Annotated in this window: 23 protein-coding genes; 12 read left to right on the forward strand and 11 right to left on the reverse strand. The window is 66.9% G+C overall.

The window, feature by feature from the left end; genetic code table 11:
- Positions 1-17: 17 nt before the first annotated feature.
- The 4 genes from BM345_RS29745 to BM345_RS18565 form a co-directional block, all read right to left on the reverse strand.
- Positions 18-407: a hypothetical protein gene (locus BM345_RS29745; RefSeq protein ID WP_139237554.1), complete on the reverse strand. Its 390-nt coding sequence runs from the start codon at positions 405-407 to the stop codon at positions 18-20.
- Between the two features lie 12 nt (positions 408-419).
- Positions 420-962 carry a VOC family protein gene (locus BM345_RS18555; RefSeq protein WP_093381849.1) on the reverse strand — a complete coding sequence of 181 codons (543 nt, stop codon included), beginning with the start codon at positions 960-962 and terminating at the stop codon, positions 420-422.
- 122 nt (positions 963-1,084) lie between these two features.
- A complete protein-coding gene (locus BM345_RS18560) occupies positions 1,085-1,489 on the reverse strand; it encodes a nuclear transport factor 2 family protein (RefSeq protein WP_093381850.1) in 405 nt (134 codons plus the stop codon).
- The gene (locus BM345_RS18565) at positions 1,486-1,776 is read right to left on the reverse strand and encodes a hypothetical protein (protein ID WP_139237555.1); all 291 of its coding nucleotides are present in this window, start codon (positions 1,774-1,776) and stop codon (positions 1,486-1,488) included. The genes BM345_RS18560 and BM345_RS18565 overlap by 4 nt, the downstream gene beginning before the upstream one ends.
- A 732-nt stretch (positions 1,777-2,508) precedes the next feature.
- Here BM345_RS18565 and BM345_RS18570 point away from each other — a divergent pair.
- Entirely contained in the window at positions 2,509-3,045 is a 537-nt protein-coding gene (locus BM345_RS18570; RefSeq protein ID WP_217654004.1) for a cupin domain-containing protein, read from the forward strand.
- Positions 3,046-3,140: 95 nt separating this feature from the next.
- Here BM345_RS18570 and BM345_RS18575 read toward each other — a convergent pair whose 3' ends face one another.
- Positions 3,141-4,442 carry an MFS transporter gene (locus BM345_RS18575; RefSeq protein WP_254789801.1) on the reverse strand — a complete coding sequence of 434 codons (1,302 nt, stop codon included), beginning with the start codon at positions 4,440-4,442 and terminating at the stop codon, positions 3,141-3,143.
- A 331-nt stretch (positions 4,443-4,773) separates the two neighbouring features.
- Between BM345_RS18575 and BM345_RS18580 the strand changes: the two genes are divergently transcribed.
- The 3 genes from BM345_RS18580 to BM345_RS18585 all read left to right on the forward strand — a co-directional run bounded on the left by BM345_RS18580 (position 4,774) and on the right by BM345_RS18585 (position 6,268).
- A complete protein-coding gene (locus tag BM345_RS18580; protein WP_093381853.1) occupies positions 4,774-5,223 on the forward strand; it encodes a hypothetical protein in 450 nt (149 codons plus the stop codon).
- Positions 5,224-5,357: 134 nt separating this feature from the next.
- Positions 5,358-5,672, forward strand: coding sequence for a hypothetical protein (locus tag BM345_RS30180; protein WP_175545054.1), 315 nt, complete (start codon positions 5,358-5,360; stop codon positions 5,670-5,672).
- Positions 5,669-6,268: a MarC family protein gene (locus BM345_RS18585; RefSeq protein ID WP_175545055.1), complete on the forward strand. Its 600-nt coding sequence runs from the start codon at positions 5,669-5,671 to the stop codon at positions 6,266-6,268. Before BM345_RS30180 ends, BM345_RS18585 begins: the two co-directional genes overlap by 4 nt.
- 82 nt (positions 6,269-6,350) lie before the next feature.
- Here the strand turns inward: BM345_RS18585 and BM345_RS30185 are convergent, their stop codons facing one another.
- The 4 genes from BM345_RS30185 to BM345_RS18605 form a co-directional block, all read right to left on the reverse strand.
- A complete protein-coding gene (locus BM345_RS30185) occupies positions 6,351-6,503 on the reverse strand; it encodes a hypothetical protein (RefSeq protein ID WP_175545056.1) in 153 nt (50 codons plus the stop codon).
- Between the two features lie 231 nt (positions 6,504-6,734).
- The gene (locus BM345_RS18595; RefSeq protein WP_093381858.1) at positions 6,735-8,246 is read right to left on the reverse strand and encodes an AMP-binding protein; all 1,512 of its coding nucleotides are present in this window, start codon (positions 8,244-8,246) and stop codon (positions 6,735-6,737) included.
- Entirely contained in the window at positions 8,246-9,709 is a 1,464-nt protein-coding gene (locus BM345_RS18600; RefSeq protein WP_093381860.1) for an MmgE/PrpD family protein, read from the reverse strand. Before BM345_RS18600 ends, BM345_RS18595 begins: the two co-directional genes overlap by 1 nt.
- Positions 9,710-9,715: 6 nt before the next feature.
- Positions 9,716-10,909: a porin gene (locus tag BM345_RS18605; protein WP_093381870.1), complete on the reverse strand. Its 1,194-nt coding sequence runs from the start codon at positions 10,907-10,909 to the stop codon at positions 9,716-9,718.
- A 379-nt stretch (positions 10,910-11,288) separates the two neighbouring features.
- Between BM345_RS18605 and BM345_RS18610 the strand changes: the two genes are divergently transcribed.
- Together BM345_RS18610 and BM345_RS18615 are read left to right on the forward strand one after the other, a co-directional pair.
- Positions 11,289-13,037: a gamma-glutamyltransferase family protein gene (locus BM345_RS18610; RefSeq protein WP_093381871.1), complete on the forward strand. Its 1,749-nt coding sequence runs from the start codon at positions 11,289-11,291 to the stop codon at positions 13,035-13,037.
- 30 nt (positions 13,038-13,067) lie between these two features.
- Entirely contained in the window at positions 13,068-14,036 is a 969-nt protein-coding gene (locus tag BM345_RS18615) for a Bug family tripartite tricarboxylate transporter substrate binding protein (RefSeq protein WP_139237556.1), read from the forward strand.
- A gap of 80 nt (positions 14,037-14,116) precedes the next feature.
- Here BM345_RS18615 and BM345_RS18620 read toward each other — a convergent pair whose 3' ends face one another.
- Entirely contained in the window at positions 14,117-14,506 is a 390-nt protein-coding gene (locus tag BM345_RS18620; protein ID WP_093381879.1) for a VOC family protein, read from the reverse strand.
- Between the two features lie 158 nt (positions 14,507-14,664).
- Positions 14,665-15,858, reverse strand: coding sequence for an NAD(P)/FAD-dependent oxidoreductase (locus tag BM345_RS18625; protein WP_093381883.1), 1,194 nt, complete (start codon positions 15,856-15,858; stop codon positions 14,665-14,667).
- Between the two features lie 155 nt (positions 15,859-16,013).
- On the opposite strand from BM345_RS18625, the gene BM345_RS18630 reads away from it, so the two are divergent.
- The 6 genes from BM345_RS18630 (at position 16,014) to BM345_RS18655 (ending at position 22,834) form a co-directional block, all read left to right on the forward strand.
- A complete protein-coding gene (locus BM345_RS18630; protein ID WP_093382152.1) occupies positions 16,014-17,048 on the forward strand; it encodes a LysR family transcriptional regulator in 1,035 nt (344 codons plus the stop codon).
- A 242-nt stretch (positions 17,049-17,290) separates the two neighbouring features.
- A complete protein-coding gene (locus BM345_RS18635) occupies positions 17,291-18,265 on the forward strand; it encodes an ABC transporter permease (protein ID WP_093381885.1) in 975 nt (324 codons plus the stop codon).
- On the forward strand, positions 18,262-19,182 hold the full coding sequence (locus tag BM345_RS18640; protein ID WP_093381886.1) for an ABC transporter permease: 921 nt from the start codon (positions 18,262-18,264) through the stop codon (positions 19,180-19,182). Before BM345_RS18635 ends, BM345_RS18640 begins: the two co-directional genes overlap by 4 nt.
- On the forward strand, positions 19,179-20,177 hold the full coding sequence (locus BM345_RS18645) for an ABC transporter ATP-binding protein (RefSeq protein WP_093381888.1): 999 nt from the start codon (positions 19,179-19,181) through the stop codon (positions 20,175-20,177). The genes BM345_RS18640 and BM345_RS18645 overlap by 4 nt, the downstream gene beginning before the upstream one ends.
- Positions 20,174-21,163 carry an ABC transporter ATP-binding protein gene (locus BM345_RS18650; protein WP_217654005.1) on the forward strand — a complete coding sequence of 330 codons (990 nt, stop codon included), beginning with the start codon at positions 20,174-20,176 and terminating at the stop codon, positions 21,161-21,163. The genes BM345_RS18645 and BM345_RS18650 overlap by 4 nt, the downstream gene beginning before the upstream one ends.
- Positions 21,164-21,229: 66 nt before the next feature.
- Positions 21,230-22,834: an ABC transporter substrate-binding protein gene (locus BM345_RS18655; protein WP_093381892.1), complete on the forward strand. Its 1,605-nt coding sequence runs from the start codon at positions 21,230-21,232 to the stop codon at positions 22,832-22,834.
- Positions 22,835-22,843 lie beyond the last annotated feature (9 nt).

Genomic DNA, 22,843 nt, shown 5'->3' on the forward strand with positions numbered 1-22,843 from the left:
GTCTTCCTCGCGCCGGCTCACCAGCGGCGGCCCTGGTGGAACTCGTCGGCGATGGCAACCTCGGATTGCGCTTCCTTGATCAGCTCGATCGCGCGGCCCGCATGGCCGGCGAAGGTCGGGCCGTTGACCTCCTGCGCGCCGTGGATGTGGTTGATGGCGGACTGCAGCGCTTCCTCTGCGGCCTGGAAGTTAGGATGCGACAGTGCGTAGGACGCGGCGCAGGCGCTCAGGGCCGCCATGCAGCAGGCGCCCAGGGCAAAGTGCTTGATCGATTGGTTCTCATGATGATGCTTTGACTGAAGAGGGGTGTTGTAGGGGACGGGGCCGGTCGTTTGTCCGGCACTGGCCCGGATGTCGCCGGTGCAGTGGAATTGTCGAAGCGCAGGCACTTTGGCAGTTGCGCGCACGTCCCGTTCTTGTCAGCGCGTTTCAGGCATCGGCTGCAAGTCGATGTCGATCGGGCGGCTGGGCGCACGGCGCTGCGTCCATTCTTCGAGCACGCCGGGAGCCCGCGCCGCGAATTCCTTCAATCGTCCGGGCGGGCAGATCGGCGTGGTGAGCTCGAGCCGGTGGCCCGAGGGGTCGGCAAAGTAGATCGACAGTACGTAGTCGTCGTGGTTGACCGGCCCGACGACCGGCACGCCGAGGTGCTCCAGCTCGGCTTGCGCCTGTCGCAGCACTTCTTCGCTGTCCACCTGGAAGGCGAAATGCTGGATCCAGGCCGGCGACACCATGTCCTTGACCTCGCCCGGCGCAGTGGGGCACTCGAAGAAGGCGATGCTGCTGCCGTCCTGCATCTCGAAGAAGATGTGGATGTGCGGGCAGTGCTGGCCGGTCGATGGCACGGCCTCCTGCGTGATGGCGTGGGAGAACTTCAGGCCCAGCACGCCGGTGTAGAAGCGGGTGGTGGCGGCCGCGTCCTTGCAACGGAAGGCGGCGTGGTGCAGTTTCTTGCAGAGCATATCGATCGATGAGTGCGTGGGTGTTGTGATTGGCCCGATTCTGGGCAGCCTGGGCCGGCGCCAATTTCTCCGGCGTCCCAATTCCTGCGCTGGTGCCCCATGCGTGTCGGGTACCGTCGCGTTCATGCCTTCCAGAGCGCGGCGGGATCGCCGTAGTGGGCGAATGCGGCCACCTGCGTCCAGTCGGGCCGGGTCAGCTCCCACAGGCGGTGGATGCGGCCGTCCTTCCACTGCGCGATGGCCAGTACCTCGAACTCGGTGGGCGCCTCGCCGGGGCGCTGGACGGTGATCCACAGCCGCACCGCGACCCGGTCCGGCTCCTCGACCCAGCTGTCATCGTCGTAGCGGACGGCGTAGCGAACGGCGCTGGCGTAGATGCGCCGGTGGCCGGCCAGGAAGGTCGCATAGTCCTGCTCCTCGCCGTTGCTCAGGAGCATGAAATCGGGGTGGTAGTAGTGGCCGATGAGCGATGCGTCCTTGCACAGGACCATGCGCTCGAACATCTCGATGAGGGCGGCCTTGCTCACGGAGCCGGCCTGTCAAGGGAGGAGACTCGCCGGCACACGCTCGCCGACCAGCAGGCGGCGCTCATCAGGACCAGCAGCACCAGCGGCGCAGCCGTCGTGTCGGCAAGGCCGCGGCTGCGGATGGCCCATTCCAGCGCTACCAGCAGTGCGAAGGCGCCAGCCCACAGAAGCGTCAGCGCCACCACGCCGCGCGCGCAACCCCGTGACGCAGGGGACGACTGCCGCGCTGCGGGCATCCGGCCCGGAAGGTTGCCCGCGAAGGGCTGGCGGATGACGAGGGTGCCCACGAGGATCAAGCCATGCTGCAATCTTCGCGCAGCCGCAGGCTGGACGGGGTCCAGGCGGGGCCGCCCTGTCCGTCGATGAGAAGGTGCAGCGCGAACATCGCGGCCATGCACAGCACGGAGGGGGGAGGGCAGGAGCCGGCCCGGTGCCGCGACATCCTCCTGCGCTTGCTCCAGCGTCATCGCCAGGGCCCGCCAGCAGGCCGGCCAGGGGATTGGCCGCGCTGGCCACCGCAGCGAACACGGGGGCAGAAAACGGGAGGATCCAGCGCGCGGGCTGCGTGGCACCGATAGGCTGCATGGCGCGACGGGTGCTGGATGGGACATGGGGCGATCGTAGGAATCATGTTGCGCTCACGGTTGTGCGAGCGTCCCGATTCATGCGGCGGCGTCTCCGCCCGCTGCTGCGCCGGGGGACGCCGGGTCAAGACTTGGGACGCCCGTGCAATTTTTCGGGAGGGTCTCTCGCCCATGATGGGTGGCTGGCCGTTCCCCATCGACGGATGCGCGCCATGCCTTTGCCGGCGGTGTTCGACGCGATGGCGAGACAGCTGCTCACGAAACGGGACGCTGCACCAAGCCGCGCGGCGCGCCGCCTCCTACGATCGACCGATCCTTTCAATGATCCGATCCAAGGAGAAGCATCAAGACAAGCTGGAGGCGCACGCTCTTGCCGGCCGCTGGAGAAGTTGATTGATTGACGCATCGCCGAGGCACGCTGCAGGCCGACTTTCCGTGGCGTTGAGGCGACCCGGCATGCTCAGCTCGGCCAGGCCGCATCCGACGGAGCGGATCATCCGTATTCCTGCACTCGGACTGTCGGTGCGTGTGCGCGTGGCCCACCTGGGCGTCGAGGGCGGCCCCACCGTGATCGAGACCATGAACGCGGCAGGCTTCGGCCCGCTGCTGTACCGGCGCGCCGAGGCGGAGATATTCCAGGTCGCGTCGGGCCGGTACCTGTTCGAGGTCGACGGGCAGCGCTTCGTTGCGCGCCGCGGCGACATGGTGTGCGTACCGGGCGGGGCGGCACGCGCCTTCGTGAACATCACGGGAACGGGGGCGCGCCAGCAGGTGATCATCCACCCGGGGCTGGATGCGGCGGCCCTCTTCAGTCACCTGGCCGATGTGCTGGACCTGCAGGGCACACCCTCGGGCGAGCCTCTCGAGCAGCGGCCGCAGTGCTTCGGCCTGCGCTGGGGCATCGAGTTCCTGGGCGGCCCCTTATCGGCAGATGTGGAGTCCTGCGCGGCTGACGACTTCGGTGAAGGATAGATGCCTGATGGCGCCACCGGCGCGTCGGGCTGCCGCGTGCTGCTGGAGGATGCGGGCAAAGAGGCGGCCAATCGGGGCGGCCGAGATCACGCCCCCTAGGCAGACCGCTGTGCCGGCACGGGTGAAGGAAGGTCGCCCGACGCGCGAACGTACCGTGAGCGCGAGGCGAAGGCAAGCGCCACCCCGACTGCGCAGGCCGCGGCGAGGTAATGCGCAGGCGCCCTTGCATCGATGTGCAGCAGCAGGCTGACCAGCAGGGGGGTTAGGCCGCCGAAGAGGGCGTAGGCGACGTTGTAGCCGAATGACATGCCCGTGGCGCGGATGGGCGGCGGGAAGGCGCGCACGCAGGCGATCGGTACGAGCGCCAGGGAACCGGCGAAGAAGCCGGCTACCAGGTAGCGCAGCGTCATGTCACCGGCAGGGGCGTGGGTACCCAGAAGCCAGTAGCCCGACACCATCAAGCCGCCCCACCCGACCACCATCATCGCAGAAGGCCCGACGCGATCGCTGGCCCAACCGACCACGACGCAGCCCAGCGCCGCGACCAGCGTGGCCAGCGCGTTGACGTGAAGCGCCTGGGCCATGCTAACGTCGTAGAGGGCCTGCAGGTAGGTCGGCGCGAGCAGCAAGACGACGCCCACTGCCGCCGACAGTACCCAGGTCTGCGCCGCCACGAAGGCGAGCGTCGGCCGATGTTCCTGCAGCACGGTGCGCAGGGGCATTTCCCGGGCAGTTCGCGCCTGCGCCTGCAAGGCTTTGAAAACGGGCGTCTCCTCCAGGTAGCGACGCAGGTAGACCGAGACTACGCCGAAGAGGCCGCCTAGCGCAAACGGCAGCCGCCATGCGTAGTCCTGGATCTCGGCGGCGCTGTAGTGAACGTGGATCCAGCCGGCTACCAGCGAGCCGAGCACGATGCCGCCATTGATCCCGGCCGTAAGAATGCCCAGGCCGAGCCCGTAGCGCCGGTCAGGAACATGTTCGGCCACAAACACCCAGGCGCCGGTCAGTTCCCCGCCGACGGCCAGGCCCTGAAGCACGCGCATGCACAGCAGCAGCAGCGGTGCGGCCATGCCGGCGGACGCGTAGGTCGGAAGGCAGGCGATCAGCAGGGTCGGCAGTGCCATCAGCAGCACCGTCAGGGTGAACATGCGCTTGCGCCCCAGCTTGTCGGCGAAGTGCCCGAACACAATGCCCCCGATCGGCCGCGCGAGGTAACCCGCGGCAAAGATGCCCAGGGTCTGGACTTCGCGCAGCCAGCCAGACATATGCTCTGGAAAGAACAGCGCGCCGATGACTTTGGCGAAGAACACGTAAACGATGAAGTCGTAGTACTCGAGGGTTCCGCCCAGCGCGGACAGGCCGAGCGTTCGGGCGCTCAGCGGGGCTTTTGCCGGCATTGCGGATGGCGGTAGCGAAGCTGAGGAGGATTGCGGTTCCATGGCGATGTGCATCGGTTGGGTGATGCGGGGCATCGTAGGAACGGAAGGCGCCGCGAAGTTGCTGATCCGTCCTGTTGGTTGACCACACATCCCGCATGGCAAGGCAGCGCCGCCGGCGGCGAGACGCCGCGGTATGGCAGGACATCGAATGGGACGGCAGGTAAACACCTCGGTCTGTGCGCGGACGACCATCTCCCGTCGCGCCCTGCCCATGGCCTCGTTGCGGCACCTTCTTTCCGTCAACCGCTCTGTCGGGCTGCAACGGGCGGCTCGTCAACAAATATTCGACATGTCCAACATTCATCACCAAAGTGCCCGCCGTGCCACGCTGCGCGGCATGCCACATCCCATCGGCGCCGCCGTTCTGGCAATGGCCGCGCTGCTGCCCTCCTTGCGCGCGTACGCGGCCGAGGCAGTGCCTCTCCATGCCACACCTGAAGGCGTGGTCTTTGCGAGCGGCGGCATCGGCACCGACGAATCCGCGCTGATGCGCCGCCTCGCGCGTGAATGGCCGGCCAGCTTCGAATTCGCCGTGCGCGATGGGAGCCGCAATCAGTACGCGGCCGACGTGGTGGTCACGGTGCGGTCTGCGTCGGGCCGACCGGTGTTGTCCGACGTGCGGGCGCAGGGACCGTTCATGCTGGCGCGTCTCGCGCCCGGCCTCTACCAGGTGGAGGCCACGCTGGGCGGGCGAACGCTGCGCCAGCGCATCGACGTGGGCGGCCAAGGCCCGTCTTGATCGGTCTTCATCTGGCCCACCGGCACCGATACCAGTTCGCCCGCCGCCTGAGGGCCACGGACGCCCTACGTTGACATGAGCCGACCGATCGTGGCGCACTCATCGCCTTGGTGCCTTTCGGGGCATTCGCAGCCATGAGTGTCTGGACCGACGCCACAAGCGCATTGATCGTCGGGGCGGCGCTGGCGATTGCCATGCTGGCCTGTGCACTGATGCGCGACAGCGCGCTCCCGACCCTGGCCGAGGTCCGCAGCTTCGTCGTCCTGGCCGGCCTGGCCCTCTACGCGCTCGGCTTCGACCCGGCATGGTCGGTGGCCGGACTGTGGCAGCGCGTGGGTGCAGGCCTGCTCGGCGTCCTGACGCTGATGCTGCCGGTGCCCGGCTTGCAAGGCGCAAGGCACTCGGGCAGGCGCGATATCTGGGCGCATGGCCGGAAGGGAAAAGTGTGAACGAACTGCACAACACTCTGACCTTCAGCTTCGTCTCGCTGCTCTCCATGGCCAATCCGATCGGCATGGCCCCGGTGTTCCTGGAGAAGACTGCCCGGGAGCCGGTGCACGTTCGCCATGCCCTGGCATGGAAGGTGAGCCTCTATGGCGCCGCGCTGATTCTGGTCGTGCTGTTCACCGGCCCCTGGCTGCTGCGCTTCTTTGGTGTCTCTCTGCCCGACATCCAGGTGGCCGGTGGATTGTTCGTCTTCTATACGGCCTGGGGGATCTTGCTCGGCCCGGCCGCCGGCGGCCAGCCGATGGTCGACGACGGGCCCAAGGGCCATGACCTGGCATTCTTTCCGCTGACCATGCCCCTGACCGCGGGTGCCGGTTCGCTGGCGGTGTCGATGCCGCTGTCGAGCAAGATCGCGCGTGCCGGGAACAATCTTATTGCTGGCTACCTCGGTGCGGTGCTGGGCGTGGTCTTCGTCTTCGTCTTCGTGTGCGTGTGCGTGTGCGTGTGCGTGTGCGTGTGCGTGGGCCTGTGCTATCGCTTTGCCGATTCCATCTTCGACTGCCTCGGCCGCGCGGGCACCCAGGTCGTGACAAACTGACGGTTTTCCTCTTGCTGGCCATCGGGGTGGAAGTGACCTGGGGCGGCTTGCGGCCGCTGATTCTGTCGCTTCGGCCTTCGGGCTAGGTGGCGCCGCACGCGACAGCCTCGACCTCGAAGAGGAAGTCCTCTTTCACCAGGCGATCGATCACGCAGATCGCGATGGGCGCGCCATCCACCTGAGCGAGCGCCCTATGCGTTCCGGCGGCGTCGCCAGCATCCGAGTAGATACTCACCCTGCCGCGCCAGCGAGAGACGATACTGGAGGACGCCAAGCTCTCGGCGGACCAGACACCTCGCTCCATAGCGCGTTGCCTGGCGGTCTTCAGCCATGAGGTGCGCAATGGCCTCAATGGCTTGGTGGGCTCCGCCAGAGGCAGAGCTCCTGTTCGAATCGAGCCGACGCCTGCCCGGGTTCTGTCTGACCTCCTGGACTACCGCAAGAATGAAGCCACCGGCGTGGGTATCTAGATCGACCGTCCCAATCCATCCCAGTGAGGCTGCTTCAACTTGCGCTTGAAGATCTTGCCAGTCTCTTCGCGCGGCAGCGCTTCGTGGAATTCCACGAGCCGTGGTACCTTGAAGTTCGCCATCCGATCGCGAATCCAACTCTGAACATCGGACGCGCTGAGCGTGAAGCCTTCGGCGGTCTGGACGGCCGCACCCAGCGCCTCGCCGTATTCCGGATCAGGTATGCCGAAGACCGCGCAGTCCGCAATCCCAGGCATGCTCTGCAGCACGGCCTCGATCTCGGCGGGATAGATATTGACTCCGCCAGAGATCACCATGTCCGCCTGCCGGTCGCATATGAAGAGATAGCCTTCTTCGTCGAAATAGCCCATGTCTCCCAGCGTGACGAGTCCTTCACGCTCGACGTCCCGGCGCGCCTGCGGCTTGTTGATGTAGGTGAAGTCGGTATTGGAATGCTGGCGGACATAGATGAGTCCCACCGTGTTCGGCGGCAGCGGCGAGCCGTCGGCATCGAGGATCCGCACGGTGGCGTTGGGCAGTTGCCTTCCCGCGGAGCCGGGGCGCTCGAGCCACTCGAGCGAGTTGATGAAGGTGGTGTAGCTCGCTTCGCTGGAGCCGTAGGCCTCGTTGATCACCGGCCCCAGCCAAGCGATCATGGCGCGCTTCACGGCAGGCGGGCAAGGCGAACCGGTCGAGGCGACATGGCGCAGCGACGACAGGTCATGGCGCTTGCGCTCGGCCTCGTCCAGCGTCAGCAGACGGCGGTACATCGTCGGCACCAGGTAGGCGTGGGTCACGCGCTCGCGGGCCATGAGCGCCAAGGCGTGCGCCGGATCGAAGCTCCGCTCGAGCACGATGCGCGCGCCCAGCCGGGCGAAGTGCTGGACGTAGGTCATGGGGGCGCTGTGGTAGATGGGTGCGCTCAGGTAGGCGACGAGGTCGCTTCCATCGCCGTAGACCGTCTCGGTGACGCGGTACATCCCCTCGATCATCTGGTTCCGCAGTTCGGGCGGCGGTGCAGTGCGTTTGACGCCCTTGGGCACGCCAGTGGTTCCGGACGTGTAGGTGATGGCACCGTGGTTGATCAGTTGCCGCGAGGGCATGGGCGGCGAACCGTCGCCAAAGGCCTCGAACGAGACAGCAGGCTTGCCGGGGCGCTCTACCGGCCGCCCTGACGCCACGACCACCACCGCCAGGTCCGACGGGAAGCCATCCTGGACCTGGCCGACCAGATCGTCGTGAATGAACAGGGCCCGTGCCTCGCTGTCCACCAGAATGTGGCGGGCTTCGTGCGTCTTGAAGTGCCAGTTCACCGAAGCCAGGTAGAAGCCGCCGAGACGACACGCCAGCACGACGGCAACGTACTGCGGAGAGTTGCGCAGCATCGCAGCTACCGTGTCGCCTTCACGGCATCCAAGCTCGGTCAGGCCGGCCTGTACTCGGGCGATGTTCTGCTGCAGCCAGGCAGGCGAGTATTCGCGGCCTTCGAACACGATGGTAGGAAGCATCAAGTCTCCTTCGAATCACTGGTAACCCGAGCCGACGTCAGCCGGGTCGAATGTCCGCGGGTACCGCCTTCCTCGTCCGGCAATCCTCCCGGGGGCGCCAGCACCGCGAGCAGCGCACGTTGCGCCTCTTCGATTTCGCATGCGGACCAGGGCCCCTGCCCGAAGATCATGGGAATCAGCCGATCCACCACGCCGGAGGCACGCCGGCCCAGCAAGCGAGACAGCTTGCGCGTGAACTGGGCCTGGGTCATGGGTGCATCCGGGTCGCCGCTGGGAATCAGGATCTCCTGCTCGATCGGCCCGTCGGCAAGAACGATGCGCACCCGCGCCGGGACCCGGACGGGAAACATGGCGTCGAGCGATTCGTCGAGGCTGAGCCGGATTCTGCTGGAAAGGGCAAGGACATCGGGCCGGCCCAGGCTGGACGATTCGATCGCCTCCACGCCGGCACGTCCGTCGATCAGGGCGAGTGCGACGCAGAACGGCACGCTGAACTGCGCAGAGATTGGGCTTTCCGGCGCGCGCTGGTTGGCCAGGGACAGCGCCCGGGCGAAGGTTGCGACCTCGATCTCCTGGACCGCAGCAACACTAAAGCCTGGTTGCTCGCGCATGGCAAGCGCGGCATCGATTGCGGCATGAATCCAGCGGCAGCAGGCGTAAGGCTTGAAGTAGGTTCTTTCGATCAGCCACGGTTCGCCTGGCTGCGGCGCCTGTCCATCGATCGGGCCGTACATCGATGGATTGTCGAGTCCACCCAGGTAACCGGACGAGCCGAGCGCCGCCTGCTGAACAGCAGCCAACCCGGTCAGGGCGGACCAGGCGATGCCTTCCTTGACCTCGCTTCCCGCGAAGCCCGCATGATCCGCCGCCAACAGGTTAGGCGCGAGGCTTTCTGCGATGGCGATCGCGTTCGCGGTCGCGTGTGGCGATTGCCGGAGAAGCCGCGCCGCAGCCGCCGCCACGGCAACGGTGGTCCAGCGGCCTGAGGCGACGCTGGGCGGCCCTGACCGGTTGCGGGCGCGGGCAAGCCTCACACCCACCTCGTAGCCGCAGGCCACCGCGGCCAGGACCTCCGGAAGCGAGCTTCCCGTTGCCCTTGCCAATGTCAGCACCGCTGGAACGACGGCGGCGCCCGGATGGCCGGAAGCCGCGCGATGACCGTCATCGAAATCGAGGATGGATGCAGAACTTGCGTGGACGAACGCCGCACCGAGGGTGGACATCGGCAGTCCGTCGAACCACGTCGCACAGCTCTCCCCTGGAAAGGCAAGGACGGCAAAGGCCCGCGCCTGCTTGATGGCCGGATGGTCGCGTGCCCCGGCCGCGCACGCGACGGCGTCGATCACGCATTGCAGGGCACGGCGCCGGGCGTCGTGAGGCAGCTGTTCGAAGCGCAGCCCCGAGACCCACTGTGCCAGGTGCTCAGCGGTGGCGAGAGAAATGTCGGACTTCTGTTGCTTCATTGCTTGCTAGAACGCACTGCGGATGCCGAACTCCGCCGCCGTGGACGTGGTGGGCGTGAAGACCGCGTTGTTGACGAAGGCCGGTCCGTTCGCCAACAGCGCCGCCTTGTTCTTATTGCTCACTCGCGCAACGGTGGCGTATAGCGCAGTACGCCTGGACAGGTTGTGGATATAGCCGACGGCCAACTTGTCGGCCTTGGGATCGGGGGCGCCGTTGTTCAGATCGTAGTCTGCGCGCGAATAGCCGACCCGGACGACGCCCGGACCCACCGGGAAGTGCGCGCCGACCACCCAGCCGGTCAGGGTGGCCTCGGGCTGCCCGCCGGCGGATTGGATGGCGAAGTTGCGCTCGTACTTCACGCGGGTGATCTGCCCGAAGAGCTTCATGAAGTCCAGGTCGTAGTTGGCACCCCAGCTGATGTGCTGCACCTCGTCCCGGCTGCCTGCCGCCGGGTTGTCAGCAGTGATCGCGCTGGTGAAGGCGACGGCAGTGTCGAGCTTGCCGGCCGCATAGCCGAAGCGGCCGGAGTAGCCGCGCCCCGCGCTGCCGGTGTTGGGCGTGAGAGGTGCGGCAGAGCTCGGGTCATAGCTCGTCTGCTCGTTGAAGATATACATCGCCTGCCCATAGAAGCCGTTCAGGCCCTTGGGCAGGAAATAGCCGACGGAATTGCTGGCCCGGACCACATAGGGATTGCCGCCGAAGCCACCGCCGCCGCCCAGGGGGTTGACCGAGTTCGCCGCGTAGATCAGGGATTGGCCGGCCCCGATGACGCCGAAGGGATCGAAGATCGAGTCGTTCCAGAAGGTCGGAACATAGTCCCGGCCCAGCCGGAGTTCGCCCAGACGTCCCAGCAGGCTCACTGTGGAGCGGCGGGAGAAGAACTGCCCCGTGACCTCGCCGGTGTCGACCAGGTTGGCCGCTTCGAGCCAGAAGCCTGCTGCGAGCCCTCCGCCCAGGTCCTCGGTGCCTCGAAAGCCAATCCGTGTGGGAACCAGTCGACCCGACTGCAACTCCGTGCGGCTGACCGAAACGCTTCCGGCGCTGGCGGGATGGGCTGCAGTGATAGGCCTCAAATCTTCGGACTTGTTGGACGACCACGCCACCGCGACGTCCATGACGCCGAAGATGGTCACTGAGGACTGCGAGAACGCCATGCCCGAGCTGGCGATGGCGGCTAGACCGGCAATCATTTTCTTCATGCGCTTTTTTCCGTAAGAAGAGTTCGTAGGATTCGCCGGGCGGTTCCTCCACTCGGCGCAATCAATGTCCTCTCGCGGATCTGGGTGGCGGTATCAGATTGGCGACCAATGCTGCTGAATTCGCGCCACCTGATGGTCTTTGTCATGCAGGCGCCACATGGTGCAGGGCGCTTCATCAGTTCCACTGAAGCCAGCCATTAGCCCCGCTGATCGAGGTGCCGATCCGCCCATTGAGGGCCGGGGCCGCTATGTCGCGAAATCAGTACTTGTGGGCGCACGGCCACTACCGCGCTCGTTCATCGAAACGACACATTAGCCGGGTGGTGATGGCGATGCGCTGGGGCGCACCGCAGTCCGCAGCAACACACCGTGGGAATTCATGGAACTGAAGCCTTCGTACAAGCGCCGCGTCTCGGCGACCAGCTACCGCCCTACGCTGTTCGGCAGGCAATTCGGCATTGCCACCGGGCACTACCTTGCAAGCCTCGCGGCCTCTCGCATTCTCGACGCCGGTGGCAACGCCATCGATGCGGGGGTGGCCGCATCGATGGCCCTGGCCGTGCTGCAGCCGGACATCGTGAGCTTCGCGGGCGTGGCACCCACGCTCATCTACCACGCCAAGAGCGATCAACTTGTAAGCCTCGCGGGGCTCGGCTGGTGGCCGGCGGCAACGGATGTCCATCGCCTGCGCGCAGTCGGGGGAAAGTGCGTGCCCGAAGGTGTCCTGCGGCAGGTCTTGCCGGCAGCGCCTGCCACCCACATCGAAGCATTGAAGCGCTTCGGGACCATCAGTTTCGCGAAGGCAGCACAGCCGGCCCTAGAACTGGCGCGCGACGGCTTCGCGGTCTTTCCGCTCCTCGCGGCGAGCCTGTCAGGCGATGCCGCGAGCTACGCGCGCTGGCCTTCCTCGGCCGCGATCTTTCTTCCCGGCGGCACGGCGCCGCAGGTGGGAGATCGCTTCGTGCAATGCGATCTGGCCAGGAGCATCGCTGGAATGATCGACGCCGAGCAGGCCGCAGCGCGCCGGGGGCGCTCTGCCGGCCTGCAGGCCGCGCATGATTACTTCTACAAAGGCCCCATCGCCCGGCAGATCGCCAGCTTCCATGCGCAGGAAGGCGGCTTCATGACCGCGGACGATCTCTCCCGCTTCGAGGTTCCGGTGGAAGCGCCGATCTCCACCACCTTCGGCGGCTACCAGATCCACATGGGCGATGTCTGGTGCCAGGGCGTGAGCCTGCTGCAGGCCTTCAACATCCTCGAGCAGGCGCAGATCGGCCCCATGGCGCACAACAGCGCCGAGTATCTGCACCTGGTGCTGGAGTCCTTCAACCTGGCCTTCGCCGACCGCGAGGCGTACGTCGGCGATCCGCGCTTCGTGAAGGTGCCGACTACCGGGTTGCTATCCAAGGCCTACGCGCGCGGCCAGGCATCGCGCATCGAGCGCTCGCGCGCCTTCGGCAGGATGCCACTGCCGGGCAGGCCGGATGCGACAGTGGCGCCCTGGATCGCCGATTCCGCACCGGTCCGCGAAGCTGCGCCCGCCCGCGACACGATCTATTGCGCGGTAATGGATGCAGAAGGCAATGCCTACTCCGCGACGCTAAGCGATACGAGCCATGACGTGCCGGTCATCCCAGGCACGGGCCTGGTGATCTCTTCGCGTGGGTCCCAGTCCCGACTGGACCCAGGGCACCCGGCGGAGGTCCAGCCGGGCAAGCGGCCGCGCCTGACGCCCGCGCCGGCATTGGCTATGTCCGAAGGCCGGCCCTTCATGGCATTCGGGACACCCGGTGGTGACGTGCAGATGCAAGCGATGCTGCAGGTCTTTCTCAATGCCACGCACTTCGGAATGCCGCTGCAGCGTGCGATCGAGGAGCCGCGCGCGTGGAGCGTCAACTTCCCTTCGTCCTTCGTGCCCCATGCCTACGTACCGGGTGGGGTATGCGCCGAGGGCAACCTGCCGGCCGAGACGCTCGCGCGCCTGCGCGACATGGGACATTCGGTCGACGTGTGGCCCGTGCTCCCGCCACCCGGCGGCGGCGTCTGCGCAGTGATGAGGGACGCGCAGACCGGAATGCTCCAGGCGGGCGCGGACCCGCGTCGAGAGTGCTACGCCCTGGCCTGGTGAAGTTTCCATCGCGAATCGAGGAGTTCCATCGTGAATGCAGTGAAGCTATCCGCCGCGTGCTTGTTCCTCCTGGCAGTCGTTTCCGCTGGCCCCGGGTCTGCGCAGGCGCAGTCCCAACAGGTGGTCCGCATCGTGGTGCCGTATGCGGCCGGCGCGCCCACCGACATCGCGGCCCGGCAGTTGGCGGAGGCGCTTCGCAAGGTGACCGGCATGAACTACATCGTCGATCCGAAGCCCGGCGCTGCCGGAACGATTGGGTCGGGCGACGTGGCCAAGTCCAGGCCGGATGGATACACGCTGCTCTACACCACGGGAGGGCACACCAGCAATGCAACCTTCTATTCGAAGTTGCCCTACGACACCGCCAAGGACTTCACCGCGATCTCGATGATTTCCAAGTCCGCGGGATTCGCCCTCATCGTGCCCAAGACTTCCAGGTACGCCTCGCTCGAAGAGCTGATCGCGGCGGCCAAGGCGACGCCGGAAAAGCTCAGCTACGGCAGCTCCGGCGTCGGCAACACGACCCACATCGTGGCCGCGACCTTCGAGCGCGCGGCCGGCGTCAAGCTGCTCCATGTGCCCTACAAAGCCAGTCCGCTCAACGACCTGCGCGCCGGCATGATCGACATGACCTTCATCGGATCCGCCGCGGCCTCCCTGCTCGTGCGCGACGGAGAAGCGCGTGCGCTCGCCGTGACCGGCTCGGAACGCGACCCCTTCCTGCCCGGCGTGCCTTCGACGGCAGAGCGCGGCATCAAGGGCGTGGATGTGCCCGCTTGGGCGGGCGTCTTCGCGCCCGGCGGCATGGCGCCGGAACTGGCCAGGAAGATCAACGGCGAGATCGCCCAGGCCAAGAAGGATCGAACCTACGTGGAGGCTTCGCGCCTAGCGAACCGCGCCATCGTCGACATGCCGCAGCCTGAGTTCGCGGCCTTCGTCCAGGACGAACTCGATCGCTACCGGAGAGATCTCCCGGCCCTGGGCATCACGTCGGAATAGGCGCCGCGCCTTTCACGCACTGCAAGTCTCCTTCGGGATTTGGGGCCGGCCTGCCCTGTGGCATCCGGCCCCTGCGTTTTTCAGGAGCGCTGCGACGTTTCGAAGGTGAGTTCCAGTTTCACGCCCAGGGGATCGCGCACGAAGATCTGATGCAGCGGCCACCCTGGCACCGGTGCCTCCGTGAACTCGACGCCCCTGTCGGCCAGGAAGCGCCGGCTGCCTTCCAGGTCCGAGGCGAGAAAGGCCAGGTGGTCGAAGCCGGTGTTGGCCGGGCTGGCGCCCGGGGTGTCGATGAAGAGATGGACGAGCGGCGCACCGTTGGCGTACATCCAGTAGCCAGGCACCCGCAGCTGCGGTCGCTCGCCGGCCGTCATGCCGAGCACGCCTTCGTAGAAGGAGCGGAGCTCCTCGATCTCGTCCGCCGTGCAGCGAAGGGTGTAATGATGAAGCCGCTGGACGCTGATTGTCATGGGGACATCTCGTGGGGGTAGGTTTGACGGGGCCGTGCTCACTGGAAATGTGGCACTGCCGCAGGGCGCGCGTTATTGACCGCGCGCCGTGTTGTGATGAAATCGCGCCATGGCGCGCGCCGGGGCGCTCGGCGAGGGATCGAGCACCTGCGCGTCGCTCAGGACACGGCGCCGAGCCCGTAGCGGCCCTTGAGCAGGCCCCCGGTGCGAAAACGATCGAGGGCGTAGGGTGCGATGTCGACCTCGGTCGGCAAGCCGAGTGCAGATTGCGCCAGCAGCAGGCCGACGGCCGGCGACAGCTTGAAGCCATGGCCCGAGAACCCGTAGCCGACCACCAGCCCGGGCACATCGGGCAATGGGCCGAGCACCGGATTCCAATCGGGCGTGACGTCATAGACGCCAGTCCACGCAGAGGCCACCCCGGCCTCGCCGAAGCTCGGAAAGCGTTCGGCCACCTGCGCGCCGACCTCGACCATGTAGTCCATCTCGATGTCGCCCTGCTCGTTGTCCGGGGAACTCAGCGTCTCGCCGACGATGCCTTCGCTCACCAGCATCTGCCGCCCGCCATAGCTGCGGCAGTACAGCATCCCGGGCGAGCCCAGGTCCTTGTAGACCGGCATCCTGAAGGTGTATGGCTGCGGGCCCTCCAGCGCGAGCACCGCGTGGCGTTCGGGCACTACGGGGCTGGCAATGCCGGTCCAGCGCTCGATGTCGCGAGCCCAGATGTTCTGTGCGCTGACCACGACGGGTGCGTTGAAGCGGCCCTGCGAGGTTTCGACGCCGGCCACCCGGCCGTTCTCGCGCCGCAGGCCGTGGACCTCCACGCCCTCGACGATCCTGACACCTCGGCGTCGCGCTGCACGCGCAAAGCCGGTGGCCACCAGGTAGGCATCAGCGAAGCCCGCCTGCGGTTCGTAGCCGATCAGCGCCGCGTCGTCGAAGCGCGCGATCGGCAGCAGATCCCTGGCTTCGGCCGCGTCGAGGTAGCGCAGTTCGATGTCCATCGCACGCTGCGACTCCAGCGACGCGCGCAGCGGGTCGAGCTTGGGGCCGTCGGGGGAAGCGATGAGATAGCCGCATCTCACCAGCCCGGCCGACGCTTCTTCGTCTTCGAGATACGCGGCGAAATCGTCGAACACGCGCCACGACGTCTGTGCCAGCCGCACGTTCTCGATGACCGAATAGTGGGTGCGCAGAATGCCGCTGGACTGCGACGTGGTGCCCGCGCCGATCTGCGTGCGGTCCAGCACCAGCACTCGGGTGCAGCCCAGCTTGGCCAGATGGTAGGCGACCGAAGTGCCGATGACGCCTGCGCCGATCACGATGACTTCATAGTTCTTGTTCTCGTCCATTTTTCTTCCGAGGGCTCGCTCTTGTTGCAATGGCGCAAAGGCTAGGGCCGCATGCCTTCACGTGCTTCGGACAGAAGCGAAACTGATTTCTAGAATTAGGCCCGCTGATGTTCCAGCCGCGTTCCGCCCGACGCGCGGCCATTCCTCGCACATCCATGTCAACCACCCCGCACCGCTCTCCGCCTCCGTTTGAAATTTCCCGCGCGGCACTGCCGGATTTGCGGGCGCTCGAGACCTTCGTGGTCGTCTGCGGCGCCAATTCGATGGCTCAGGCGGCGGATCAGCTGGGTGTCACCCAGAGCGCCGTGAGCCAGACGATCAAGTCGCTGGAGGCGCAGCACGGCGTGCGCCTGCTCGACAGAGAGGTACGACCGGCCCGGCCCACGCGTGACGGCGCGCGGCTGCTGGCCCTGTCCGAGGCGCTGCTGGCCGATGCCCGGAAACTCTCGCGGCGCCTGCATCGCAGCGCATCGCGCGGGCGCACGCTGATACGGCTCGGCTGCGTGGACTCCTTCGCAGCGACGGTGGGGCCGGCCCTCGTGCGCGCGCTGTCGGATACCGCCGAGCAGCTGCAGCTGTGGTCGGGCCTCACGCCTGGCCTGAGCGCACAACTCCAGTCCAGGGAGCTGGACCTGGCCATCTGCACCGAGGCCCCCGTCGGCGACGCCCGGATCGCACAGCGGCTGCTGTTCTCCGAGCGCTGGGTCCTGGTGCTGCCACGCTCCATGGCCGCACCTTCTCACCTGGATGTGGCCGCGGTGCGCGCCATCGCTGCAGAACTGCCGCTCATCCGCTATACCCAGCGCTCCGTGATCGGACAACAGCTCGAGCGCTTCCTCCGGCATCTGGGATTGGGAGCCCCCCAGCGCTTCGCGTTCGATGCCACCGACCCGATGCTGAGCCTGGTCGGCGAGGGCATCGGCTGGGCGCTGAGCACCCCCTTGTGCCTTTGGCAGTCGCGCGCGTGGCTGGAGGATGTCCAGGTGCATCCACTTCCCCCGATGCGGCTGGGGCAGCGTGAGTTCTATCTGCTGTGCCGCGACGCAGAGTGGTCGGAACTTGCCGACGAGATCGTCAGCGTCACCCGCACCGCGCTGCAGGCCGATCTTCTGCCGCAGCTGCGCGCGGCGCTTCCGCGATTGCCGCACGAGGTCATTGCCGTGGCCGGCGCCGAGACGCCCTCGGCGTGAACTGCTCCCCGCATGGGATTGCCGCGGCCGAACGGCGCAAATTCACTACCTCTCGTCGGTGCCCCAATACCGCCTCGCATGACGGCGATGTGACATTGGCGAGGTGAAGACCGAAGCCAACTGCACCCCGACCGCACTGCGGCAATGTTCGCCGGCAATGGCGCGCACCGCTCCCCGAGAAGCAGGCGCGGATCGCGCGGCAGGCCTGTGCCTGACGATGGCCATGCATTCGAGGACGGCCGATGCGTAGGCGCAGTCTCGTTCTGCGGCGCCTGCTGCACGCGGTGCCCATGGTGCTGGCGGGGATGTGCCTGAACTTCCTGCTGTTGCGGCTGATACCCGGCGATCCGGTCGATGTTCTGCTCAACGGCGCCGAGGGCGCCTCGCAGGCCTATGTCGATCACCTGCGGGCCGCCTTCGGACTGGATCAGCCGCTCCCCATGCAATTGCTGCACTACCTGGCCGGCCTCGCGCGGCTGCACCTGGGGTATTCGCTCATGTACTCGCAGCCTGTGCTGGACCTGATCCTCGCGTCGCTCTTTCCCACGGTGTTGCTGATGACCGTGGCCATCACCGTGGCCTTCCTCACGGGACTGGCACTGGGTGCCATCTCCGCGCGGAAGGTGCACGGCCTGCGGGACAACACTATCTCCATCCTGGTGTTGCTGGGCTTTGCGACGCCGAGCTTCTGGCTGGGACTGATGCTGATCGTGCTGTTCTCGGTCAAGCTGGGTTGGTTTCCCGTGGGCGGCTTCATGACGATCGGCGCCGGGCCTGGGCTGGTGGCGCAGGCGGTGGATGTCGCGCACCACCTGGTGCTGCCTGCGGGGGCGTTGGCCCTTTTCTACGTCGCCATCTACGCCCGCGTCATGCGGGCCTCCACGCTGGAAGTGATCTCACTGGACTTCGTGCGCACCGCCCGCGCCAAGGGGCTATCGGAGCGCCGGGTGATGTTGCTGCACGTGGTGCGAAACGCCCTTCTGCCGGTGGTCACATTGCTGAGCATGCAACTGGGTTCGCTGCTGGGCGGCGCCATCGTGATCGAGACAGTGTTCTCCTGGCCGGGGCTGGGGCGGCTCGCGCAGGAAGCGGTGATGCAACGCGACTACAACCTCCTGCTGGGCATCCTGCTCTTCTCGTCCGTGCTAGTGATCGTCTTGAACCTCGTCGTGGACGCCTTCTACGCGCGCCTGGACCCCCGGCTGGAGGCCGCATGAGCAACAGCCTGGCCATCGTCGAAGGCGCCGGCAAGGCCCCATCGAGCCCGGGAGCAGCTCCGGCGCCCGCGGCCAGTGCGCTGCGGCAGTTCGTGCGCGCCTACCTGCGCAACCGGGCAGCCGTGGCCGGCCTGGTGCTGCTGCTACTGGCGGTGCTGACGGCGGCGATGGCGCAGGTCGTCTATCCGGCCGGCGCCCTGGCCATCGTGGCCGAGAAGAACATCTGGCCGCTCAGCCAGGTGGCGCATCCTTTCGGCACGGACAACCTGGGTCGCGACATGGCGGCCGCGCTCATGCATGGCACCCGTGTCTCGCTGACGGTCGCGCTTCTCGCGGCGCTTTGCAGTTCCCTCCTCGGCCTGCTCGTGGGTGCCATCGCCGGCTACTACGGCGGCCGCATCGACGACGCGCTGATGCGGGTGTCCGAGTTCTTCCAGATCCTGCCCAACCTGCTTTTCGCGCTGGTGCTCGGCACCATCATGGGCCCCTCGCTGCCGACCATCGTGCTGGCCATCGCCATCGTCTCCTGGCCCGGAACCGCGCGCATGGCCAGGGCGGAGTTCATGTCGCTTCGGCAGCGCGAGTTCGTGCTGGCCTGCCAGGGGCTGGGCATGCCCGACTGGCAGATCATCGTGCGCCAGATCCTGCCCAATGCCCTGCCGCCGCTCATCGTGCTCAGCTCCATGCACGTGGCCATCGCGATGCTGGTCGAATCGGCCCTCGCTTTCCTGGGGCTGAGCGATCCCAACGAACCCAGCCTGGGCTGGCTGATCGGGAAGGGCCGCCAAGCGTTGCGTACCGAGTGGTACATCGCGCTGGTGCCCGGGGTGGCCATCATGATCCTCGTGGTGTCGATCAATCTGGTGGCCGAAGGATTGAACGACGCGCTCAACCCGCGCGCCAGGAGGCGGTCATGAGCGAGCCGCTCCTGCAGGTCGAAGGGCTGTGCGTGCGCTTCGCCGCCGCGCCGGCCGGTGCGCTGGCCATCGACGCCCTGGGTTTCGCTATCCGCAAGGGCGAGACGCTGGCCCTGGTGGGCGAGTCCGGGTGCGGCAAGTCCTTGACGGCCCTGAGCCTGATGGGACTTCTGCCGAAGCCCGACGCGCAGGTCGTTGCAGGCCGCATCCTGCTCGGAAACGAGGATTTGGCCGCCGCCAGTCCGGCGCGCATGCGCCAGGTTCGGGGAGGGCGGCTGGGGATGATCTTCCAGGAGCCGATGACGGCCCTGAACCCGGTGATGCGCGTGGGCGACCAGATCGCCGAAACCCTGCGGGAGCACGAAGGCTTGAGCGTCCGTCAGGCCCGGGCCGCCGCTGTCGACCTGCTGGGCCAGGTCGGGATTCCCGATCCCCGAAGGCGGGTGGAAGATTTCCCGCACCGCCTGTCCGGCGGCATGCGCCAGCGCGTGATGATCGCCATGTCCATCGCCTGCAAGCCCGACCTCTTGATCGCCGACGAGCCGACCACCGCACTGGACGTGACGGTGCAGCTGCAGATACTGGACCTGCTGCGTAAGCTTCGCGCCGAACGCGGGATGAGCCTTCTCATCATCACGCACGACCTGGGCGTGGTCGCGGCGCTGGCCGATCGCGTCATCGTCATGTACGCGGGTCGCAAGGTCGAGGAGGCTCCCGTCGCGGACATCTTCGCCGCGCCGCGCCATCCCTACACCCAAGGCCTGCTGGCCGCCATGCCCGGGACCCGGGGCGACGCGCAGGACTGGGACACGCCGCCCCGCCTGCACGAGATCCCCGGCACCGTACCCTCGGTGCTCGGACGCGCGCGCGGGTGTGCCTTTGCCGGGCGCTGCGCTCGCGCCGAGGCGCGTTGCAGCGAACTCGTTCCTGGCCTCACCCGATTCGTCCACGACCACGCGGCCGCATGCCACAGACTCGAGGAGGCCATCGCATGACCACGCTGTCCGTCAGCGGCTTGAGCAAGGAGTTTCGCGTCGGCGACCGCAGGATGCATGCGGTCAGCGATGTCTCCTTCGAGGTGCGGCAGGGTGAGACGCTCGGGCTGGTCGGCGAGTCCGGCTGTGGCAAGTCCACGCTGGGACGCGCGGTGATGCGCCTGATCGAACCCTCGTCCGGCTCGGTGCGCGTTGAGGGTCGCGAGATCGTCGGCCTGAGCCGCCGGCAGCTGCGCCCGATGCGCTCGCTGATGCAGATGGTGTTCCAGGATCCCTACTCGTCGTTGAACCCGCGCATCCGCGTCGGCCGCAGCCTCGAGGAGCCGCTCCGGATCCGCGGAGGCGTGCCCGCCCGGGCACTGCAGGCCCGGGTTCAGGAAATGGCCGGCCGCTGCGGCCTGACGCCGGAGATGCTCTCGCGCTTTCCGTACGAGCTGTCGGGCGGCCAGAAGCAGCGCGTGGGCATCGCGCGGGCGTTGATGCTCGATCCGAAGGTGCTGGTTTGCGATGAAGCCGTGTCGGCGCTCGATGTGTCGGTGCGGGCGCAGATCATCAATCTTTTGGTCGACTTGCAGCGCAGCTTCGGACTGGCGATGCTGTTCATTTCGCATGACCTGCACGTGGTGCGTCACGTGTCTCACCGCATCGCCGTGATGTACCTCGGGCGCATCGTCGAGCTGGGCGAGCGCCGGCAGATCTTCTCGTCGCCGGCGCATCCCTACACGCGTGCCTTGTTGCGCTCTACCCTGAACGCCGACCCCGCCATGGCGCAGCGCATGCGCGCGCCGGTGCAGGGCGAGCTGCCCAGCCCCTTCGATCCGCCGTCCGGCTGCGCATTCCATCCTCGCTGTCCCCATGCGCGGCCGGTGTGCAGCGAGTCCCCGCCTGCATTGCAGCGCCTGCCGGGCGGACAGATGGCGGCCTGCCATTTTGCGCAGGAAGTGCAGACGGCGCCCCTGGCGCAGGGCACGTCCGTCCAGGCCTGAGCGGGATCGGCCAGGCCCCGCGTTCGATCGTTTCATCCATACCCCAAGTTGGCAGGAGTGCTTTCAATGAATCTCCAAGGCGTGCAGCGCCGCCGTGCGCTGAAGGCAGCAGCGGCAGTTTCGGTGTCCATCGGAGCGGGCTGGCCGATCAGCGGCTTCACGAGCGAGCAGCCGCAGCGCGGCGGCAACGTGACCTACCTCTCCGGACGGATGCCCGGCGTACTTGTGCCCGCGATCGAAGCGACGACCGGCGTGTCGATGATCGGAGCGAAGATCCTGGAGCCCTTGTTCATCCTCGACTACGCCGGCAAGCTCGTTCCCATGCTCGGCCTGTCGTTCGCCGCGTCCGACGCCGGCCAGACCTTCACGGTCAGGCTGCGCCCGGGCGTGAAGTGGCATGACGGACAGCCTTTCACCTCCGCCGATGTCGCCTATTCGATGACGAGCGTGTGGAAGATCTTCGTCACCAACCAGGCGTTCGACCTCGTCAAGACCATCGACACGCCGGCGGCCGACACCGTCGTCTTCCGCCTGGAGCGGCCGATCTCGCCGGATTTCTTTCGGGCCACGCTGGCCAGCCCCTTCGTCACCGTGGTGCCCAGGCACCTGTACGAGGGCAAGGACGTGCGGACCAATCCGGTCAACGCGCGCCCGATCGGCACCGGCCCCTTCAAGATCACGCAACGGGTCGAGAACCGCTACATCGTGCTGGAGCGCAATCCCGAGTACTGGCAGCCGCAGTTGCCCTACCTCGACCGATTGACGCTGCAGATCATGCCCGACGACAGCGCGGCCGCCGCCGCGCTGGAGGCCAACCAGGCGCAGCTGGTGCCGCAGTCGAACATCTCCATCGGCGATGCCAAGCGCCTGGCCGACAGCCCCACGGTGGCCATCACCACCAAGGGCAACGAAGGCCTGGGCTGGTTCGGCACCATGCTCTTCAACCTGTCGACGCCCGGCCTGTCCGACCTGCGCGTGCGCCGTGCCATCGCGCACGCCATCGATCGACAGGTGATCGCCGACTCTGCCTTCGCAGGTTTCGCCAAGGCCGCCGCCTCGATCTACCCGCGCGACGCCCACTTCTTCACCAAGGAAGGCGTGCCCGCCTATGCGGTCGATCTTCCCAAGGCAAAGGCCTTGCTGGCCGACGCAGGCTATGGGCCGGGAAAGAAGCCGCTGAAGCTGAAGCTGGCCTTCCTGCCCTTCAACCAGGGGCTGGTTTCCGGCGCGGAGTACATCCAGCAGGCCCTCTCGGGCATCGGCATCGAGGTGGAACTGATCCAGCGTGACTCGGCGGGTTCGATCCGCAACATCTACCGGGACTACAACTTCGACCTGGCCGTCACGCTGGCGACCGCGACCGCGGATCCGGCCCAGTCCGTCAGCAACTACTTCTGGTCCAAGACGATCGACAAGATCCCCTTCCACAACGCCTCGCAGTACCGCAGCGCCGAAGCCGATTCAGCCATTGAGCGCCTGGCCAGCGAGCAGGACAACGCGCGCCGCGTGCAAGTGGCGGCCGAACTGCAGCGCATCATCATGCGCGACCTTCCTGCGCTTCCGCTGGTCGAGATGCAGTACTACCAGGCATACCGCCGCGAACTGCAGAACGTGGCGAACACGCCGACCTGGGTGCTGGGCAGCTGGGCCGACCTGTGGATCAAGAAATAGCAGCGCGCA

The sequence above is a fragment of the Variovorax sp. OV329 genome (assembly GCF_900114785.1).
In the GTDB taxonomy this organism is placed as follows: Bacteria; Pseudomonadota; Gammaproteobacteria; order Burkholderiales; family Burkholderiaceae_C; genus Variovorax.

Excerpts from the sequence above, each read along its gene's own strand:
- BM345_RS18555 (WP_093381849.1), bottom strand. The coding sequence starts at position 962 with ATGCTCTGCAAGAAACTGCACCACGCCGCCTTCCGTTGCAAGGACGCG.
- BM345_RS18575 (WP_254789801.1), bottom strand. The coding sequence starts at position 4,442 with ATGCCGGCAAAAGCCCCGCTGAGCGCCCGAACGCTCGGCCTGTCCGCG.
- BM345_RS18580 (WP_093381853.1), top strand. The coding sequence starts at position 4,774 with ATGTCCAACATTCATCACCAAAGTGCCCGCCGTGCCACGCTGCGCGGC.
- BM345_RS30180 (WP_175545054.1), top strand. The coding sequence starts at position 5,358 with ATGAGTGTCTGGACCGACGCCACAAGCGCATTGATCGTCGGGGCGGCG.
- BM345_RS18595 (WP_093381858.1), bottom strand. The coding sequence starts at position 8,246 with ATGCTTCCTACCATCGTGTTCGAAGGCCGCGAATACTCGCCTGCCTGG.
- BM345_RS18600 (WP_093381860.1), bottom strand. The coding sequence starts at position 9,709 with ATGAAGCAACAGAAGTCCGACATTTCTCTCGCCACCGCTGAGCACCTG.
- BM345_RS18605 (WP_093381870.1), bottom strand. The coding sequence starts at position 10,909 with ATGAAGAAAATGATTGCCGGTCTAGCCGCCATCGCCAGCTCGGGCATG.
- BM345_RS18610 (WP_093381871.1), top strand. The coding sequence starts at position 11,289 with ATGGAACTGAAGCCTTCGTACAAGCGCCGCGTCTCGGCGACCAGCTAC.
- BM345_RS18620 (WP_093381879.1), bottom strand. The coding sequence starts at position 14,506 with ATGACAATCAGCGTCCAGCGGCTTCATCATTACACCCTTCGCTGCACG.
- BM345_RS18625 (WP_093381883.1), bottom strand. The coding sequence starts at position 15,858 with ATGGACGAGAACAAGAACTATGAAGTCATCGTGATCGGCGCAGGCGTC.
- BM345_RS18630 (WP_093382152.1), top strand. The coding sequence starts at position 16,014 with ATGTCAACCACCCCGCACCGCTCTCCGCCTCCGTTTGAAATTTCCCGC.
- BM345_RS18635 (WP_093381885.1), top strand. The coding sequence starts at position 17,291 with ATGCGTAGGCGCAGTCTCGTTCTGCGGCGCCTGCTGCACGCGGTGCCC.
- BM345_RS18640 (WP_093381886.1), top strand. The coding sequence starts at position 18,262 with ATGAGCAACAGCCTGGCCATCGTCGAAGGCGCCGGCAAGGCCCCATCG.
- BM345_RS18645 (WP_093381888.1), top strand. The coding sequence starts at position 19,179 with ATGAGCGAGCCGCTCCTGCAGGTCGAAGGGCTGTGCGTGCGCTTCGCC.
- BM345_RS18650 (WP_217654005.1), top strand. The coding sequence starts at position 20,174 with ATGACCACGCTGTCCGTCAGCGGCTTGAGCAAGGAGTTTCGCGTCGGC.
- BM345_RS18655 (WP_093381892.1), top strand. The coding sequence starts at position 21,230 with ATGAATCTCCAAGGCGTGCAGCGCCGCCGTGCGCTGAAGGCAGCAGCG.